We start from the raw sequence: 17,292 nt of genomic DNA, 5'->3' as shown, positions 1-17,292 counted from the left end.
AAGGTCGGTTCTCTCCTGTAGCCACGGCCAGCCTGCGGCAGCTTCCAAGGCTCATCAAACGGATTAGCGAGCTGACTCCACGGCGGGGCAAAAACCCCGTACGAAGCCCTCATCCGTCGTACCGTCCCTCCATGACTCAGTCGCCCACGCCCCTGCACTGGAAGCTCGTCATCGACGCTGCCGACCCGCACGCCCAGGCCGACTTCTGGGCCGCCGCCCTCGGCTACGAAGTCGAGGACAACAGCGCCCTCATCGAACGCCTGCTGGGCTTCGGCGCCGTACCGCCCGAGATCACCGTCGAGTCCCACGGCCACAAGGCCTGGCGCGACCTCATCGCCGTACGGCACCCGGAGGACCCGTACGACAAGGAGAGCGGCACGGGCCTCGGCCGACGGTTCCTCTTCCAGCGCGTTCCGGAGCCGAAGACCGTCAAAAACCGGCTGCACATCGACGTACACACCGAGCCCGGGCGACGCCAGGCCGAGGTCGCGCGACTGACGGACCTGGGAGCGGCCGTAGAGCGCGAGGTGAAGGAACCAGGCGGCGAGTGGGTCATCATGACGGACCCCGAGGGCAACGAATTCTGCGTCCACTGAACGCCCCACCGCCCCACCCATACAAGCCGCCGCTCAGGCGGTGATCGGTCAGGCAGTGATGTCCTTCGTGGTGAACCGCGCCCACGCCGCCGTGCCGAACACCGCCGCGTACAGCCCTTGAAGGCCGAGGTTGCGGAGCAGATCGTCCCAGTACACCGGATCGCGCATCAGGTCCGCGAAGGACAGCCAGTAGTGCGAGAAGAAGTACGGCTGTATCGCGTGGAGTTGGGGTATCTGGTCGAGGATCTGGATGGTGATCAGCAGGCCCACGGTCGTCGCCATCGCCGCTATGCCGCTGCCGGTGAGCGTCGAGATGAACAGGCCGAGCGCCGCTATCCCGATCAGTGACGCGGCGACGATCAGCGCGATCAGAAACGCCCGCCCCAGCCCTTCACCGAAGCTGATCTGCGTGCCGGAGATCGTCGTCAGCTCGCCGAGTGGGAACAGGAAGGCCCCCACGATCAGCGCCGACACGGCCACGACAAGTGTCGCCACGACGCAGAACGCCAGCGTGGTCGCGTACTTGGTGAGCAGCAGCCGCGTACGTCCCGCGGGTGCGACCAGGAGATAGCGCAGCGTGCCGGAGTTCGACTCGCCCGCTATCGCGTCGCCAGCGATGACGCCGATCGCCATCGGCAGGAAGAAGGGCAGCGTCGCGGCCAGCGCCGTGAACACCAGGAACAGTCCGTTGTTGGTGATCTGCGAGACGAACGCCGGTCCCCCGCCGCCTCCGCCCCCTCCCCCACCGTCACTCGTCTCGATCTTCACGGCGATCCCGACGAGCACCGGCACCGCGGCCAGCACTCCCAGCAGCGCGATCGTCCGCCACCGGCGCAGGGTGGTCACCAGCTCGTTGCGCAGCAGGCCGAGGGTCCACAGCGGACTCGGCTTCCGTACGCCGACGACCTCGGCGGTACCGGAGCCGGGGGTGACGTCAGTGACCTCCGAGACCTCAGAGATCCCCGAAACCCCACTGGCCTCGGATGCTTCAGCCCGCGACATCGAAGCCCTCCCCCGTAAGCGCCACGAACGCGTCCTCCAGCGAAGCCCGTTCGAGCCCGAAGCCCCGTACCCGGACACCTGCCGACACCAACGCCGCGTTCACCTCGGCGAGGTCACGGTCGCGGTCGTCCGGAGGCTCGCCGGTCACCCGGTCCTCCTCGACGACGACGTCGGCCACGCCCTGCTCCTTCAGTACGCGGGCCGCATCGCCCGCATCCGGCGTCGTGACGACCAGGCGGCCACGAGCGCCGGCCGCTAGCTCGGCCACCGGGCCCTGGGTGATCAGCCGCCCCTGCGCCATCACCGCAGCGTGCGAGCAGACCTGCTCGATCTCGTCCAGCAGATGCGAGGACAGGAACACGGTCGTACCGTCCGACGCCAACTCCCGTACCAGCGAACGGATTTCGCGCATCCCCTGCGGATCGAGCCCATTGGTCGGCTCGTCCAGGACAAGCAGCCGGCGCGGCTGGAGCAGTGCCGCGGCCAGTCCGAGCCGCTGCTTCATGCCCAGCGAGTAGGCCTTCGCCTTCTTGCTTGCGGCGGCCGTCAGTCCGACCCGGTCGAGGGCTGCCGCGACGCGCGTACGCCGGGTGCGGGGATCGGCGGTCGGGTCGGCGGAGTCGTATCGCAGGAGGTTGTCACGGCCGGACAAGAACCCGTACAGCGCCGGTCCCTCGATCAGCGCCCCCACCTGCGGGAGCACCGTGCGGGTGGCGCGCGGCATGGGCTGTCCCAGGACGCGTGCCGTGCCTGAGGTCGGCTCGATCAGGCCCATCAGCATTCTGATGGTGGTGGTCTTGCCGGAGCCGTTCGGTCCCAGGAAGCCGAAGACGCTGCCCGCCGGTACGGCCAGATCGAGGCCGTCGACGGCAAGTTGCCCGCCGCGGTAGCGCTTGGTGAGCCCACGGGTGGCGATCACCGTGTCCGGTCCGGCATCCGGCCGACTGTCCGGCCCGGAGCCCGATCCCGGACCCGGTCCCGAGTCCGGTCCGGTGTCCGGTTCCGCGGTGGACCGTTCCGCCATCGACTCCCTCAACTCCCTGTTGGCGCCCGGCCAGAATCCTCCGGCCGGGCGCCAACCACCTGTCGTGCTCTGCCTGTTACTTGGCGGCGTTGGCCGCCTTCACCAGTGCGTCCTTCGTGACGGCGCCCGCGTACACCTGGCCGTCGTCCGTGATGAGCGCGTTGACCAGACGGGTCGAGAAGACCGTGCCCGAGCCGAACTTGCCGCTCACCTTCGTGCCCAGCGAGTCGAGGAAGCCGCCCGCGGCGCCGGCCTCCGACGGTATGCCCTCGCCGCCGGTGTCGAACCGGGCGATGGTGGTCCAGCCCTCGCCTATGGTCTTGAGCCCTTCGGCCCCTTCGAACCCTTCGAGCCCTTGGCCCAGGTCCTCTTCGGCCTTCGGGCGCGCGTGCTCCTCGGCCTTCGCCTCGTCACCCTCGGTGACCTTCGCGCCCTTCGGCGGGCTGAAGTCGAACGTGGACGCATCCGGCTTGCTGAAGTCGACCTTGGTGAAGCCGGCGTCCACGACGGCCGCGCCACCGCTCGCCGGTGTCAGCGTGAACTTCAGCGGCATACCGGTCTTGGAGTCCACGGCTATGGTGATCTGACCGACCGTCGAACCGGACTGCTTCGGCTTGATGACCAGCCTGTACGCATCGCGGCCCGCGACCTGGGCGGTGCCGTCGACCTTCACGGACGTCGTGTCGTCGACCGCCTTCAGCGCCTCGTCGGCCATCTCCTTGGGCGTGGTCGGGACGTCCTTCGGCGCCTCTTCCTTCTTGCCCTTGTCCTCGGCGGCACCGGAGGCGTCCTTCATGTGGAAGGCCTCGTTCGACGCGCTGTCGTACGCCCACACCTCGTCGCCGTTGTGGATCAGGCTGTACTCGGCGGCGTCGTCCAGCAGCGACACCTTGTGCTTGTCCGGGCCATCGGTCGCGACCCGCAACGTGTGCGTCCCGGACGCGAGTTCCATGAGCTTGGTCGAAGGATCGGCGGAGGAGCCCTCGTCCTCGGACCCGCCGGCGCCGCCGCCACCCGGAGCGAGGCTGCTCTCCAGACCGCCCAGGTCCGGCAGGCCCAGATTCGTGCTGACCTTCACCGTGCCGGACAGCTGCTGTACGTCGGACGCGGCGATCTTCTCTATGAGTTGCTCAGCGGTGATGTCCGGCAGGTCGGGGTCGCCGGAGCCCGCGAACGCCGGGACCAGCCCGATGGTCGCCGCCGCCAGCCCCACCACCGCGACGGGAACGACGTACCGCGCCGCTTTGCGCCGGCCGGTCCGCAGTTCCTCGCTCGTGTTGTCGTCGGATTCGTACGGTGCCATGTGTGCCCTACCTCCGTCGTCGGCGGCGGCTTACCGTCACGCACTCGTCCACCCCGGCCGCCATTGTCACCCGAACTCCTGTGAAGTGGTGTTTCCAATCAGACCAAATCGGCCGACGAGAAACGTCAGACCTCGGAGCCAACTCTGTGTACTGCTGGGGTATGACGTGAGTGGGCGGCGCCTCCCCCGCCCCGTAGGGGTCGGGAGGGAGACGCCGCCCGTAACGCCGTTCAGAGTCGGTCGGTCACTGCCTCAACAGGCCATGGATCACAGCCTGAACAGGCCGTGAAATCACCGGCTCACCAGCCCTGAGCTGCCGGCTCAACAGCCCGTGGATCACCGGTTGATGAACACGTAGTCCGCCCCGTAAGGCACACCCACGATGGCCCCCTCCTCACAGGACCCGGCAGGAGCCACCCCGCCCACCGTGTTCAGCCGAAGAATCTCGGCCGTACCGGCCAACAGCCCGCGGTGCTTGCCGGACTGAGTGGCCTTGAGGTCCAGCTCCGGGATGTTCTTGTCACCGTTCGGCGTCTTGGAGATCAGCGCACCGGTGACCGCACTGCGGTCGGGCGCGATCCACTGCGGCGTACCGGAGTTGGGCTTCACGAAGAAGTGCGCGATGCCACCGCCGAGTACGGCGCGCACATCACGCTGCGCGAAGGCGGTGGTGCCGTCGTCCGCCTTCTTGCACTCGTAGATCTGCTTGCCCTTGATGACGGAGGCCTGGAAGTTGTGCAGCGCGTTCCTGAAGTCGAAGTCCGTGGTGACCTTGTGGAGTTGGCCGCGGACGGCTCCGCCCGGGAACTCGGCGGTGTGCAGATTGGCGTAGAAACCACCCGGGTTGGACTTCAGCTGGTCGAGCAGCACGGCGTCCTCGACCTTGACCGTGCCGGTGACCGTACGGCCCTTGGCCTTCTTCAGCAGCTTGGTGAAGTCGACCTTGACGCCGCCGTTGACGCCCTTTGCGCCCTGGTGGATGTGGAGCAGGGTCGGCCTGTCGGTGCCGCGCCACTTGACCGCGACGGACACCTTGTCGCCCTTGACCTTCACGAACTGGAGCGCCGCGCCGTCCTTGTCGCCGACGGCAGGGCCGTCCTGGACCGGCACCTCGTTCGCGCCGTTGAGGCTCGCGGCGAGGATGGTGCCGCCGCTGCCACTGCCGCCCGCGAGGCCGCTCTGCACCTCGATGGACTGGCCCCCGTGCTGCGCGTGGTTGGCGCCCTTGCCCTTGGCGTTGCCGTTGGACTGGTTCCCGCTGTCGGCGACCGCCGGGATGACGGCGGCGGCGACACCGGCCGCGGCGACGACCGCGACACCGGAGATGACCAGGCTCTTACGACGCTTCGCGGACGTAATGAATGTCCCCATGATTCTGTTTTCTCCCCGTAACTCAGCTGACACCCCCTGCGTCAGCTTCTGGGCTTTGTTACGGAGTGGATCTGAGTCTGGACTCAATCCAACTATGTGACGTGCATCACTCTGGGTCGAGGCGGTCGAGAAGCTCGAGAAGACCGCAGAAATTGAGGAGATCGAGAGAGGAGATCGAGAAGGGAGCGCGGCAGGGTCAGCCCGCCCGGTGCACCACCGCGTCGCAGAGCTCCACGAGCGCCGCCTTCGCATCGCACTCGGGGAGCGGCGCGAGCGTGGCGCGGGCCTCCTCGGCGTACCGCACGGTGTCGCGGCGGGCCTGCTCCAGGGCCGGGTGGGCGCGCAGGAGGGAGAGCGCCTCGGCATGCCGGGCGTCGTCCGTCAGGTCCGAGTCGAGCAGCTCGGCGAGCGCGATGTCCTCGGCCAGCCCGAGCCGCTCCACGCGCTCGCGCAGCCGCAGCACAGGGAGGGTGGGGATGCCTTCGCGCAGGTCGGTGCCCGGCGTCTTGCCGGACTCGTGCGAATCGCTGGCGATGTCCAGTACGTCGTCGGCGAGCTGGAAGGCGACACCGAGCCGCTCCCCGTACTGCGTGAGCACGTCCACCACGGTCTCGTCGGCGCCCGACATCATCGCGCCGAACCGTCCCGACACGGCGATCAGCGAGCCGGTCTTGCCGCCGATCACGTCCAGGTAGTGGTCGATCGGGTCGCGTCCGTCGCGAGGTCCGGCCGTCTCCAGGATCTGCCCGGTGACCAGGCGCTCGAACGCCTCGGCCTGGATCCGTACCGCCTCCGGCCCGAGGTCGGCCAGGATGTGCGAGGCGCGCGCGAACAGGAAGTCGCCGGTGAGTACCGCTACCGAGTTGCCCCAACGGATGTTCGCGCTGGGCACCCCGCGGCGTACGTCCGCCTCGTCCATCACGTCGTCGTGGTACAGCGTGGCGAGGTGCGTCAGCTCCACGACCACGGCGGAGGGCACGACACCCGGCGCGTACGGGTCCCCGAACTGCGCGGCGAGCATCACGAGCAGCGGCCGGAACCGCTTGCCGCCCGCGCGCACCAGGTGCTGCGCGGCCTCCGTGATGAACGGGACCTCGCTCTTGGTGGCCTCGATCAGGCCTTCCTCGACAGCCGCCAATCCGGCCTGGACATCGGCTTCGAGAGCCTGGTCCCGCACGCTCAGCCCGAACGGCCCGACGACGGTCACGAGGGTCTCCTGTCTGCTGACGCTCTCAAGGGCGGTCTCTGCGTGCTCTTGGTGCTGCTGTGTCTTTGTGTGCTGTTTGCGTTCTATGTGTCGCGCGTGCTGTGAGTGTTTGTCGATGTGTCACTGCTCGCACTCAAGTCAGCGTATCCGGTCGCCTTTCGATCACAGTGAGCGCCCGCCCGTCCAGACCAGGCCCTATCGGATCAATGGCGGTATGTTCCCAGCGACCTGCAACGACAACGAAGCACACGGCACGGAAGGTTCCGCTCCCACCGCCTCGGGATCACCGGCCCGAGGAAGACCTCAGGGCGTACGCCCGCGCACGCGAGGAGCTGCTTCCGTGACGGTCGCCGTAGGGCGGAACAGCCGCTCCAGTACGACCGCGATGCCGTCCTCCTCGTTCGACAGGGTCACCTCGTCGGCCACCGCCTTGAGGCCGGGGTGGGCATTGGCCATCGCTACGCCGTGGGTCGCCCAGTCGAACATGGGGATGTCGTTGGGCATGTCACCGAAAGCGATCGTTGTGGTGCGGCTGAGACCGAGGTGGGCGGCGGCGAGGGCGAGGCCCGTCGCCTTGTTCACTCCACATGGCTGAAGTTCGACGGTGCCGGGGCCGGACATCGTGACGGAGGCGAGGGAACCGACCGCTCCGCGAGCCGCCGACGCCAACTCGTCGTCCGTCAGGCGCGGATGGCGCAGAAGCACCTTGCTGATGGGCTGCGTCCAGAGGTCGTCACGGTGAGGAACCCGAACCGCCGGCAACGTCGGATGCGGCATCTCGTAACCCGGTTCGATCAACGTGAGCCCGTCGACACCGTCCTGGTCCACGGCCGCGTACACGTCCCCGACCTCCGCTTCTATCTTGCCGAGTGCCGTCTCGGCCAACTCCCGGTCGAGGGTCACCGACCACACCATGCGGTGGGCCCCGGCGTCGTACAACTGCGCCCCCTGCCCGCAGACCGCCAGCCCCTGACCGCCCAGGTCCTCGAGCAACGGCTGTACGCGCGGCGCCGGTCGCCCGGTCACGACTATGTGCCGGGCTCCTGCCGTGGCCGCCATCGCCAGCGCGGTCCGTGACCGGTCGGAGAGGGTGTCGTCGCCGCGGAGCAGCGTTCCGTCCAGGTCAGTGGCGATAAGTGAATATGCGATCGGTGCGGCCATGATCAGAGAATACGGACCGAACGGCCCAACGACCCGGCCCGAACCGGACGTCGTCCGAAACCCCGACCATCCCTCACGCCACCACAGTCCGACGGCGATCCCCGCAGGGGCAGACTTGCTCCATGCCGCCGAGTTCCCGGCGTCAACTCCCCTGTGGCGATGCGAACTCGAACTCTTGGAACGGGAGGTGCCCCCGGCCCCTCCCCGCCACTGGCCCGTCTGGACCCTGGAGGAAGGCGTATGACCTCGTTCCAGCAACATCTGCGCACGGCCGCCGCCGAGATCCTGAAACGCTTCCCGGACACACTCAAACCCGAGGTCTACGCCGTCTCCTTCCGCATCTGGCGAATCGACTACGACCCCAGGCAGCCGTACGTCGCGATCGGCTACAACACCGAGAGCCAGTACCGGCGTGAGACCCGGCCGGAGAACCCGGGTGAAGCTCGCTGGAATTACGCCTGCTGGCTGCTGGACGGGTTCGAGATGCTCGGGAATGTTCCTGAGGATCCGGTCGGAAGCCCGCTTTACGTCGACGAGGTGAAGCGGCTCGGCCTCTGGTTCGACGGCGAGGGTGACGACGCGAGCGACGCCCAGTACGAGGCACTGAGCGAGCACTTCGCCAATGCCTGTACAAGCCTCGCCCGCCACCTCCACGACAGTGGCCGGCTCAAGGAGATCCTCGGCCGCCCCGTACCCGTGCAGATCTTCGACATGGACTGCCCGGGCTGGGAGGTAGAGGCCACCCAGGCCGCCAACCCACCCGAACTCGTCGCCGACTTCCTGTCTTGGCAGCGAGCCGCGGCGGGCGAGTCGTAAGCCTCTCGGACGCCCCGCGTGCAACTCCGTCGTAACGTGATCCCCACCCACACGGAAAGCGAGGCAGCACCCCATGCCCCCCTTCGAGGTCCCCGAGGGCGATCCCTTCGGCCCGCACAATCTTCCGTACGGCGTGTTCTCCCCGGCCGGCTCCGAGGAGCGCGGTGTCGGTGTCCGGCTGGGCGACCACGTCCTCGACGTGGGCGGCGCGGCCCGGGCGCTCGGCTCCCCGTACGTCAGGCTGCTCGCCCGCCGCTCGCTCGACCCGCTGCTCGCGGCGGGCCGTACAGCCTGGTCGGACGTGCGACGAGCGATCACGGCGTGGCTGACCGTGCCCGCCCACCGGGAGACCGTCGAACCCCTGATGCACCCGCTCTCCGAAGTCACCCTGCACCTCCCTTTCACGGTCGCGGACTACGTCGACTTCTACGCATCGGAAAACCACGCCCGCAACGTCGGCAAGATCTTCCGCCCCGACGCCGCCGACTCCCTCACCCCCAACTGGAAGCACCTGCCGATCGGTTATCACGGCCGGTCCGGCACCGTGGTGGTGTCCGGCACGGACGTGGTACGCCCCTGTGGCCAGCGCAAAGCACCCACGGACCCCGAGCCGGTCTTCGGGCCGTCCGTCCGCCTGGACATCGAGGCAGAGGTCGGCTTTGTGGTGGGTACGCCCTCCGCCATGGGCTCACGGGTGCCGCTGAGCGACTTCCGCGACCATGTCTTCGGCCTCTGCCTCCTCAACGACTGGTCCGCGCGCGACCTCCAGGCCTGGGAGTACGTCCCCCTCGGCCCCTTCCTCGGCAAGTCCTTCGCCACGTCGGTGTCGGCCTGGATCACGCCACTGGACGCCCTGGACGACGCCCGGGTCGCGCCCCCGTCCCGTACTCACCCCCTGCTCCCCTACCTGGACGACACCTCCGAGGAACCCGGCGGCTACGACCTGCGTATCTCCGTCGCCCTCAACGGCCATGTCATCTCCGAGCCACCCTTCTCCACCATGTACTGGACCGCCGCCCAGCAGTTGGCCCATATGACGGTGAACGGCGCCTCCCTGCGCACCGGTGATCTCTACGGCTCGGGAACAGTGAGCGGAGCCGACGAGCGCGAACGCGGGTCACTGCTGGAGCTGACTTGGAACGGACGCGACACCCTCGAACTACCCGACGGCAAGCGGACGTTCCTCGAGGACGGCGATGTCGTCACGCTGACGGCCTGGGCACCGGGGCCGAACGGAACCCGGGTGGGACTGGGCGAGGTGACAGGGCAAGTCGTACCGAGCGTGTGAGTACCTCTCTCACCCGCCTTGCCTCACCTGGCCAGAGCGTGTGAGTGCCTTGCTCATCCGCTCTGCCTCACCTGGCCGTCCGTCCCACCCGGCCGCTATATCCAGTCGTCCGGCGCGTCCTGCTCATCGGGCTCGCCCCAGTCCTCCGGATCCGGCTCCTGCTCCCCCGAGTCCCCGCCCTCGGCCGCGCCGGCCGGTGACTCGGGCGAGTCCGGAGCCAGGGAGGCAAGCACCCCGAGCACCCCATCCCCGTACGTCGCGAGCTTCTTCTCGCCCACCCCACTGATCGCGCCCAACTCCACGATGGACGTGGGCCCCACCATGGCGATCTCCCGAAGTGTCGCGTCGTGGAAGATGACGTACGCCGGAACTCCCTGCTCCTTGGCCTGCGCGGCACGCCACGTGCGCAGGGCCTCGAAGGTGGGGACCAGCTCCTCGGGCAGCTCGATCGCCGCGGCCTTGGGCTTTCGCTCGCCCCTGGGCGACGCCGACTTCGTGGTCACCGGCTTCTTCGGCTCCTTGCGCAGCGGCACCTCCCGCTCGCGCCGCAGCACCGTGCCGCTCGCCTCGGTCAGCACCAGCGTTCCGTACTCGCCCTCGACCGCGAGCAGCCCCTGCGCCAGCAACTGCCGTACGACACCGCGCCATTCGCCCTCGGGCAGCTCCTCGCCGATGCCGAACACGGACAGCTGGTCGTGGTCGAACTGTATGACCTTGGCGGTTCTGTTCCCGAGCAGAATGTCGACGATTTGGACCGCCCCGAACTTCTGGCCCCGCTCGCGCTGCAACCGCACCACCGTGGACAGCACCTTCTGGGCCGCGACCGTGCCGTCCCAGGTCTCCGGAGGGACCAGGCAGGTGTCGCAGTTCCCGCACGCCGTGGTCTCGGCGTCCTGGCCGAAGTAGGCCAGCAGTTGGGCCCGGCGGCACTGGACCGTCTCGCACAGCGCGAGCATCGCGTCGAGGTGCGCCGCGGCCCGCCGCTGGAACGCCTCGTCGCCCTCACCGGACTGGATCAGCTTGCGCTGCTGTATGACGTCGTTCAGGCCGTACGCCATCCAGGCCGTGGACGGCAGTCCGTCGCGGCCTGCGCGACCCGTCTCCTGGTAGTAGCCCTCGACCGACTTCGGCAGGTCGAGATGGGCGACGAACCGTACGTCCGGCTTGTCGATGCCCATACCGAAGGCGATGGTGGCGCAGACGACCAGGCCCTCCTCGCGCAGGAACCGCGACTGATGCGCCGCGCGCGTGCCCGCGTCCAGGCCCGCGTGGTACGGCACCGCCTCGATGCCGTTGCGACAGAGGAACTCCGCTGTCTTCTCCACGGAGTTGCGCGACAGGCAGTACACGATGCCCGCGTCGCCCGCGTGCTCCTCCTTCAAGAAGGTCAGCAGCTGCTTCTTGGGGTCGGCCTTCGGCACGATCCGGTACTGGATGTTGGGGCGGTCGAAGCTCGCCACGAAGTGGCGGGCGTCCGGCATGCCCAAGCGCTGCGTGATCTCCTGGTGCGTCGCGTCCGTGGCCGTCGCGGTCAGGGCGATCCGCGGTACGTCGGGCCAGCGCTCGCCCAGCAGGGAAAGCGCCAGATAGTCGGGGCGGAAGTCATGGCCCCACTGGGACACGCAGTGCGCCTCGTCGATCGCGAAGACCGAGATCTTGCCGCGGGCGAGGAGGTCGAGCGTCGACTCCAGACGCAGCCGCTCCGGCGCGAGGTAGATCAGGTCGAGCTCGCCTGCCAGGAACTCCGCTTCGACCACGCGCCGCTCGTCGAAGTCCTGCGTGGAGTTCATGAACCCGGCGCGCACGCCGAGCGCCCGCAGCGCGTCCACCTGGTCCTGCATCAGCGCGATCAGGGGCGAGACCACCACACCCGTACCGGGTCTGACCAGGGAAGGGATCTGGTAGCAGAGCGACTTGCCGCCGCCCGTCGGCATGAGGACCACGGCGTCGCCGCCGGCCACCACATGCTCGATGACCGCTTCCTGCTCGCCGCGGAACGCCTCGTACCCGAAGACACGGCGGAGCGTGCCCAGCACCTCGCTCTCCGCGAGCCCCGCGGCCCTGCTCCCGCCGAGCCCCACGGCCTGCCCAGCAAGCCCTGCGGCCTGCCCGGCAAGCTCCGTCACGGCCCCGTCCTCTTCCGTCATCACACCTGTCCCGCCAGTCCCGCCCAGCCCGCTCATTGCTCTGTCCCCCGTCGCACGTCGTGCCTCGACCACTGCGTCCACGATAGGGGTCGCCACTGACAGCCTCAGAGTTATCCACAGGCTGCCTTCAATCACTACTCCCGCCGGACACGCACAAGGCCCCGGCTCCCACGAAGAGAGCCGGGACCCACGCAACGGGTACGCACGTCAGCGCACGAACACTCCCGCCTGTCCTGCCAGATCCAGGAAGTACTGCGGCGCCACACCCAGTACCAGCGTGACCACCACACCGAACGCGATCGCCGTCATCGTCAGCGGTGACGGCACCGCCACCGTCGGTCCTTCCGGCTTCGGCTCGCTGAAGAACATCAGCACGATCACGCGGATGTAGAAGAACGCAGCGATGGCCGACGAGATCACACCGACCACGACGATCGCGCCCGCGCCGCCCTCCGCCGCCGCCTTGAACACGGCGAACTTCCCGGCGAAGCCGGAGGTGAGCGGAATACCGGCGAAGGCCAGCAGGAAGACCGCGAACACCGCCGCCACCAGCGGCGAACGACGTCCGAGCCCCGCCCACTTGGACAGATGCGTGGCCTCGCCGCCCGCGTCCCTCACCAGGGTCACGACCGCGAACGCGCCGATCGTGACGAAGGAGTACGCCCCCAGGTAGAAGAGCACGGACGAGATGCCGTCCGCCGAGGTCGCGATGACACCGGCGAGGATGAAGCCGGCGTGGGCGATCGACGAGTACGCCAGGAGCCGCTTGATGTCGGTCTGCGTGATCGCGACGATCGCGCCGCCCAGCATGGTGACGATCGCGACGGCCCACATCACCGGCCGCCAGTCCCAGCTCAGGCCCGGCAGCACCACGTACAGCAGACGCAGCAGCGCCCCGAAGGCGGCCACCTTGGTGGCGGCGGCCATGAAGCCGGTCACCGGGGTCGGCGCGCCCTGGTACACGTCCGGGGTCCACATGTGGAACGGCACCGCGCCCACCTTGAACAGCAGGCCCATGACGAGCATCGCGGCGCCGATGAGCAGCAGCGCGTCGTTGCCCATGGTCCCGGCGAGCGCCGGTGTGACGTTCTCGATCGAGCCGTCGACGACCTGCGCGATCGTCGCGTACGACACCGAGCCCGCGTAGCCGTACAGCAGGGCGATACCGAAGAGCGTGAACGCGGAGGCGAAGGCGCCGAGCAGGAAGTACTTGACCGCGGCCTCCTGCGACATGATCCGCTTACGGCGGGCCACGGCGCACAGCAGGTAGAGCGGCAGTGAGAAGACTTCCAGGGCGATGAACAGCGTCAACAGGTCATTGGCCGCCGGGAACAGGAGCATTCCGCCGATGGCGAAGAGGAGCAGCGGGAACACCTCGGTCGTGGTGAACCCGGCCTTCACCGCGGCCTTTTCGCTGTCGCTGCCGGGCACGGACGCGGCCTGCGCGGCGAACGAGTCGACCTGGTTGCCGTGCGCCACGGGGTCGAGCCGCCGTTCGGCGAAGGTGAACACGCCGAGCAGACCGGCCAGCAGGATCGTTCCCTGCAGAAAGAGCGCCGGCCCGTCGACGGCGATGGCGCCCATCGCCACGATGCCGGCCTTTGTGGTGCCGTATCCCCTGGTCGCGAGTGCGATGACCGCGGCGAAGGCGGCGGCGAGCGAGACGACGGACAGGAACACCTGGGCGTAGTAACGGGACTTGCGCGGCACGAACGCCTCGAGGAGCACGCCGATGATCGCCGCGCCGATGACGATCAGGGTGGGCGACAACTGCCCGTATTCGATCTTGGGCGCGTCGATCTTCTCGATCGGATCGGCCGCCATTGTCCACAGGCTGTGGACGGCTGTTGCGCTCACTTGGCCGCCTCCACCTCAGGCTTGGGGTCCTGCTTCTGAACGTCGGACATGGTGTGCTCGACCGCCGGGTTGACGATGTCGGTGAGCGGCTTCGGGAAGACGCCCAGGAAGATCAACAGGGCGATCAGCGGGGTGACGACCACCAGTTCCCGCACCTTCAGATCGGGCATGGCCGATACCTCGGGCTTCACCGGGCCCGTCATCGTCCTCTGGTAGAGGACGAGGGTGTAGAGCGCGGCGAGGACGATGCCGAAGGTGGCGATGATCCCGATCACCGGGTAGCGCGTGAACGTGCCGACCAGGACCAGGAATTCACTCACGAAGGGCGCGAGGCCGGGCAGCGAGAGAGTCGCGAGGCTGCCGATCAGGAAGGTGCCGGCGAGTACCGGGGCGACTTTCTGCACTCCTCCGTAGTCGGCGATCAGCCGCGAGCCGCGCCGCGAGATCAGGAAGCCGGCCACCAGCATCAGGGCGGCGGTCGAGATCCCGTGGTTGACCATGTAGAGCGTCGCGCCCGACTGGCCCTGGCTGGTCATCGCGAAGATGCCCATGATGATGAACCCGAAGTGCGAGATCGACGCGTACGCCACCAGCCGCTTGATGTCACGCTGACCGACCGCGAGCAACGCCCCGTAGACGATGCTGATCAGGGCGAGTACGAGAATGACCGGCGTCGCCCACTTCGATGCCTCCGGGAAGAGCTGGAGGCAGAAGCGCAGCATCGCGAAGGTGCCGACCTTGTCGACGACCGCCGTGATCAGTACGGCGACCGGGGCCGTCGACTCCTGCATCGCGTTCGGTAGCCAGGTGTGCAGCGGCCATAGGGGTGCCTTTACGGCGAACGCGAAGAAGAAGCCCAGGAAGAGCCAGCGTTCGGTGCTGGTCGCCATGTCCAGCGTGCCGTTGGCCCGGGCCTCGGCGATCTCCTGGAGCGAGAAGTTTCCGGCCACTACGTAGAGGCCGATTACGGCGGCCAGCATGATCAGGCCGCCGGCCAGGTTGTAGAGGAGGAACTTCACGGCGGCGTACGAGCGTTGGGCCGCCGCCTTCTCGTCCGTGCCCGCGTGGGCGCGGTCTCCGAAGCCGCCGATGAGGAAGTACATCGGGATGAGCATGGCTTCGAAGAAGATGTAGAAGAGGAAGACGTCGGTGGCCTCGAAGGAGAGGATCACCATCGCCTCGACGGCGAGGATCAGGGCGAAGAAGCCCTGGGTGGGACGCCAGCGGCTGCTGCGGGTCTCCAGCGGGTCGGCGTCGTGCCAGCCCGCGAGGATCACGAACGGGATCAGCAGTGCGGTCAGCGCGATCAGCGCCACCCCGATGCCGTCCACACCCAGCTCGTAGCGCACCCCGAAGTCCGCGATCCAGGCGTGGGATTCGGTGAGTTGGTAGCGGTCGCCACCGGGCTCGAAGCGGACCAGGACCACCACGGCGAGTACCAGGGTGGCGAGCGAGACCAGCAGTGCCAGCCATTTGGCGGCGGTGCGGCGCGCGGCCGGCACGGCGGCCGTGGCGATCGCCCCGAGGGCCGGGAGCGCCGCCGTCGCTGTCAGCAGTGGAAAGGACATCGGTATCAGACCGCCCTCATCAGCAGGGTCGCGGCGATGAGGACCGCCGCACCGCCGAACATCGAGACCGCGTACGAGCGCGCGAAGCCGTTCTGCAGCCTGCGCAGCCGTCCGGAGAGGCCGCCCATCGAGGCCGCCGTGCCGTTGACGACCCCGTCGACCAGGGTGTGGTCGACGTACACCAGGGAGCGTGTGAGGTGCTCTCCGCCGCGTACGAGGACGACGTGGTTGAAGTCGTCCTGGAGGAGGTCGCGCCGGGCGGCCCGGGTGAGCAGGGAGCCGCGCGGGGCGACGACGGGCACGGGACGGCGCCCGTACTGGGCGTAGGCGACGCCGACGCCGATGACCATCACGGCCACCGTGGAGAGGGTGACCGTCAGTGCGCTGACCGGCGGGTGCCCGTGCGCGTGGTCGGTGACGGGCTCCAGCCAGTGCACGAACCGGTCGCCGATACCGAAGAACGCGCCCGCGAAGACCGACCCGAAGGCCAGCACGATCATGGGGATCGTCATGGAACTGGGCGACTCGTGCGGATGCGGTTCAGCGTGCTCGCCGTGCGTCTCGGCAGCCGGCTCCACGCTGGGTTCGGCCGGGGACGGCGTCGGAGCGTGCCGCCAGCGCTCCTCTCCGAAGAACGTCATCAGCATCACGCGCGTCATGTAGTACGCGGTGATGGCCGCGCCCAAGAGCGCACAACCCCCGAGGATCCAGCCCTCGGTGCCGCCCTTGGCGAAGGCAGCCTCGATGATCTTGTCCTTGGAGAAGAAGCCGGACAGACCGGGGAAGCCGATGATGGCGAGGTAGCCGAGGCCGAAGGTGACGAAGGTGACCGGCATGTACTTCCTGAGGCCGCCGTACTTCCTCATGTCGACCTCGTCGTTCATGCCGTGCATGACCGAACCGGCGCCGAGGAAGAGCCCGGCCTTGAAGAAGCCATGCGTCACCAGGTGCATGATCGCGAAGGCGTAGCCGATGGGGCCGAGGCCCGCGGCAAGAATCATGTAGCCGATCTGCGACATGGTCGAGCCGGCCAGCGCCTTCTTGATGTCGTCCTTCGCGCAACCGACGATCGCACCGAACAGGAGCGTGACGGCGCCGACGACGGTGACGGCCAGCTGGGCGTCCGGCGCGGCGTTGAAGATCTCGCCGGAGCGCACGATCAGGTACACGCCCGCGGTCACCATCGTCGCGGCGTGGATGAGGGCCGAGACCGGAGTCGGGCCCTCCATCGCGTCCCCGAGCCAGGACTGCAGCGGCACCTGGGCGGACTTGCCGCAGGCGGCGAGCAGCAGCATCAGGCCGATGGCGGTGAGCTTGCCCTCGCTCGTCTCGCCCGTCGCCTCCAGCACGGGCCCGAAGGCGAAGGTGCCGAACCAGGCGAACATCAGCATGATCGCGATCGAGAGGCCCATGTCGCCGACGCGGTTGACCAGGAAGGCCTTCTTCGCGGCCGTGGCAGCGCTGGGCTTGTGCTGCCAGAAGCCGATCAGCAGGTACGAGGCGAGGCCGACGCCCTCCCAGCCGACGTACAGCAGCAGGTAGTTGTCGGCGAGGACGAGCAGCAGCATCGCCGCGAGGAACAGGTTCAGATAGCCGAAGAAGCGGCGGCGCCGCTCGTCGTGCTCCATGTACCCGATCGAGTACACGTGGATCAGCGAGCCGACGCCGCTGATCAGCAGGACGAACGTCATCGACAGCTGGTCGAGCTGGAAGGCGACGTCCGCCTGGAAGCTCTCCACGGGGACCCAGCTGAACAGGTGCTGGGTCATCTCCCGTTCTTCCGCGCCCTTTCCGAGCATGTCGGCGAAGAGGATCGCGCCGATCACGAAGGAGGCGGCCGCGAGGACGGTGCCGATCCAGTGGCCGACGGCATCGAGCCGCCGGCCACCGCACAGCAGTACGGCCGCTCCGAGCAGAGGCGCCGCTACCAGCAGCGCAATCAGGTTCTCCAC

Annotated in this window: 13 protein-coding genes; 3 read left to right on the top strand and 10 right to left on the bottom strand. The window is 68.3% G+C overall.

Annotated elements, in window-relative coordinates:
* The first annotated feature begins 131 nt into the window (after positions 1 to 131).
* Positions 132 to 596, top strand: coding sequence for a VOC family protein (locus tag ACQEVY_RS27930; RefSeq protein WP_432952170.1), 465 nt, complete (start codon positions 132 to 134; stop codon positions 594 to 596).
* A 48-nt stretch (positions 597 to 644) separates the two neighbouring features.
* Here ACQEVY_RS27930 and ACQEVY_RS27925 read toward each other — a convergent pair whose 3' ends face one another.
* The 6 genes from ACQEVY_RS27925 to ACQEVY_RS27900 all read right to left on the bottom strand — a co-directional run bounded on the left by ACQEVY_RS27925 (position 645) and on the right by ACQEVY_RS27900 (position 7,664).
* Positions 645 to 1,598: an ABC transporter permease gene (locus tag ACQEVY_RS27925; RefSeq protein WP_432952169.1), complete on the bottom strand. Its 954-nt coding sequence runs from the start codon at positions 1,596 to 1,598 to the stop codon at positions 645 to 647.
* Complete coding sequence (locus ACQEVY_RS27920) at positions 1,585 to 2,622, bottom strand: ABC transporter ATP-binding protein (protein ID WP_432952168.1); 1,038 nt, start codon at positions 2,620 to 2,622, stop codon at positions 1,585 to 1,587. The genes ACQEVY_RS27925 and ACQEVY_RS27920 overlap by 14 nt, the downstream gene beginning before the upstream one ends.
* A gap of 76 nt (positions 2,623 to 2,698) precedes the next feature.
* Positions 2,699 to 3,925, bottom strand: coding sequence for a LolA family protein (locus ACQEVY_RS27915; RefSeq protein WP_432952167.1), 1,227 nt, complete (start codon positions 3,923 to 3,925; stop codon positions 2,699 to 2,701).
* Between the two features lie 336 nt (positions 3,926 to 4,261).
* Complete coding sequence (locus tag ACQEVY_RS27910; protein ID WP_432952166.1) at positions 4,262 to 5,296, bottom strand: CHRD domain-containing protein; 1,035 nt, start codon at positions 5,294 to 5,296, stop codon at positions 4,262 to 4,264.
* Positions 5,297 to 5,492: 196 nt separating this feature from the next.
* Positions 5,493 to 6,503 (bottom strand): polyprenyl synthetase family protein, encoded by a 1,011-nt coding sequence (locus ACQEVY_RS27905; RefSeq protein ID WP_432952165.1) that lies wholly within the window; start codon positions 6,501 to 6,503, stop codon positions 5,493 to 5,495.
* 303 nt (positions 6,504 to 6,806) lie between these two features.
* Entirely contained in the window at positions 6,807 to 7,664 is an 858-nt protein-coding gene (locus ACQEVY_RS27900) for a Cof-type HAD-IIB family hydrolase (RefSeq protein WP_432952164.1), read from the bottom strand.
* Positions 7,665 to 7,904: 240 nt separating this feature from the next.
* Here ACQEVY_RS27900 and ACQEVY_RS27895 point away from each other — a divergent pair, with 240 nt between their 5' ends.
* Both ACQEVY_RS27895 and fahA read left to right on the top strand, forming a co-directional pair.
* A complete protein-coding gene (locus ACQEVY_RS27895) occupies positions 7,905 to 8,480 on the top strand; it encodes a hypothetical protein (RefSeq protein ID WP_432952163.1) in 576 nt (191 codons plus the stop codon).
* Between the two features lie 73 nt (positions 8,481 to 8,553).
* Positions 8,554 to 9,768, top strand: a complete 1,215-nt coding sequence (fahA, locus tag ACQEVY_RS27890; RefSeq protein WP_432952162.1) for a fumarylacetoacetase — start codon at positions 8,554 to 8,556, stop codon at positions 9,766 to 9,768.
* Between the two features lie 95 nt (positions 9,769 to 9,863).
* On the opposite strand, the gene recQ is transcribed toward fahA, so the two are convergent.
* The 4 genes from recQ to nuoL form a co-directional block, all read right to left on the bottom strand.
* Positions 9,864 to 11,951: a DNA helicase RecQ gene (recQ, locus tag ACQEVY_RS27885; protein ID WP_432952161.1), complete on the bottom strand. Its 2,088-nt coding sequence runs from the start codon at positions 11,949 to 11,951 to the stop codon at positions 9,864 to 9,866.
* Positions 11,952 to 12,122: 171 nt separating this feature from the next.
* A complete protein-coding gene (nuoN, locus tag ACQEVY_RS27880) occupies positions 12,123 to 13,772 on the bottom strand; it encodes an NADH-quinone oxidoreductase subunit NuoN (protein ID WP_165339404.1) in 1,650 nt (549 codons plus the stop codon).
* Positions 13,769 to 15,340, bottom strand: a complete 1,572-nt coding sequence (locus ACQEVY_RS27875) for an NADH-quinone oxidoreductase subunit M (protein ID WP_432952160.1) — start codon at positions 15,338 to 15,340, stop codon at positions 13,769 to 13,771. Before ACQEVY_RS27875 ends, nuoN begins: the two co-directional genes overlap by 4 nt.
* A gap of 5 nt (positions 15,341 to 15,345) precedes the next feature.
* On the bottom strand, positions 15,346 to 17,292 hold the full coding sequence (gene nuoL / locus ACQEVY_RS27870; protein ID WP_432952159.1) for an NADH-quinone oxidoreductase subunit L: 1,947 nt from the start codon (positions 17,290 to 17,292) through the stop codon (positions 15,346 to 15,348).

It is taken from the genome of Streptomyces sp. CA-288835 (assembly GCF_050936385.1).
Classification (GTDB): Bacteria; Actinomycetota; Actinomycetes; order Streptomycetales; family Streptomycetaceae; genus Streptomyces.
The sequence above is the reverse complement of the archived record's forward strand: the minus strand, read 5'-3'. Positions and strand labels throughout refer to the sequence as shown.

What these genes read in the sequence shown, in the direction of transcription:
- ACQEVY_RS27895 (WP_432952163.1), top strand. Translation starts at nt 7,905, where the DNA reads ATGACCTCGTTCCAGCAACATCTGCGCACGGCCGCCGCCGAGATCCTG.
- ACQEVY_RS27920 (WP_432952168.1), bottom strand. Translation starts at nt 2,622, where the DNA reads ATGGCGGAACGGTCCACCGCGGAACCGGACACCGGACCGGACTCGGGA.
- ACQEVY_RS27875 (WP_432952160.1), bottom strand. Translation starts at nt 15,340, where the DNA reads ATGTCCTTTCCACTGCTGACAGCGACGGCGGCGCTCCCGGCCCTCGGG.
- recQ (WP_432952161.1), bottom strand. Translation starts at nt 11,951, where the DNA reads ATGAGCGGGCTGGGCGGGACTGGCGGGACAGGTGTGATGACGGAAGAG.
- fahA (WP_432952162.1), top strand. Translation starts at nt 8,554, where the DNA reads ATGCCCCCCTTCGAGGTCCCCGAGGGCGATCCCTTCGGCCCGCACAAT.
- ACQEVY_RS27915 (WP_432952167.1), bottom strand. Translation starts at nt 3,925, where the DNA reads ATGGCACCGTACGAATCCGACGACAACACGAGCGAGGAACTGCGGACC.
- ACQEVY_RS27900 (WP_432952164.1), bottom strand. Translation starts at nt 7,664, where the DNA reads ATGGCCGCACCGATCGCATATTCACTTATCGCCACTGACCTGGACGGA.
- ACQEVY_RS27910 (WP_432952166.1), bottom strand. Translation starts at nt 5,296, where the DNA reads ATGGGGACATTCATTACGTCCGCGAAGCGTCGTAAGAGCCTGGTCATC.
- ACQEVY_RS27930 (WP_432952170.1), top strand. Translation starts at nt 132, where the DNA reads ATGACTCAGTCGCCCACGCCCCTGCACTGGAAGCTCGTCATCGACGCT.
- ACQEVY_RS27925 (WP_432952169.1), bottom strand. Translation starts at nt 1,598, where the DNA reads ATGTCGCGGGCTGAAGCATCCGAGGCCAGTGGGGTTTCGGGGATCTCT.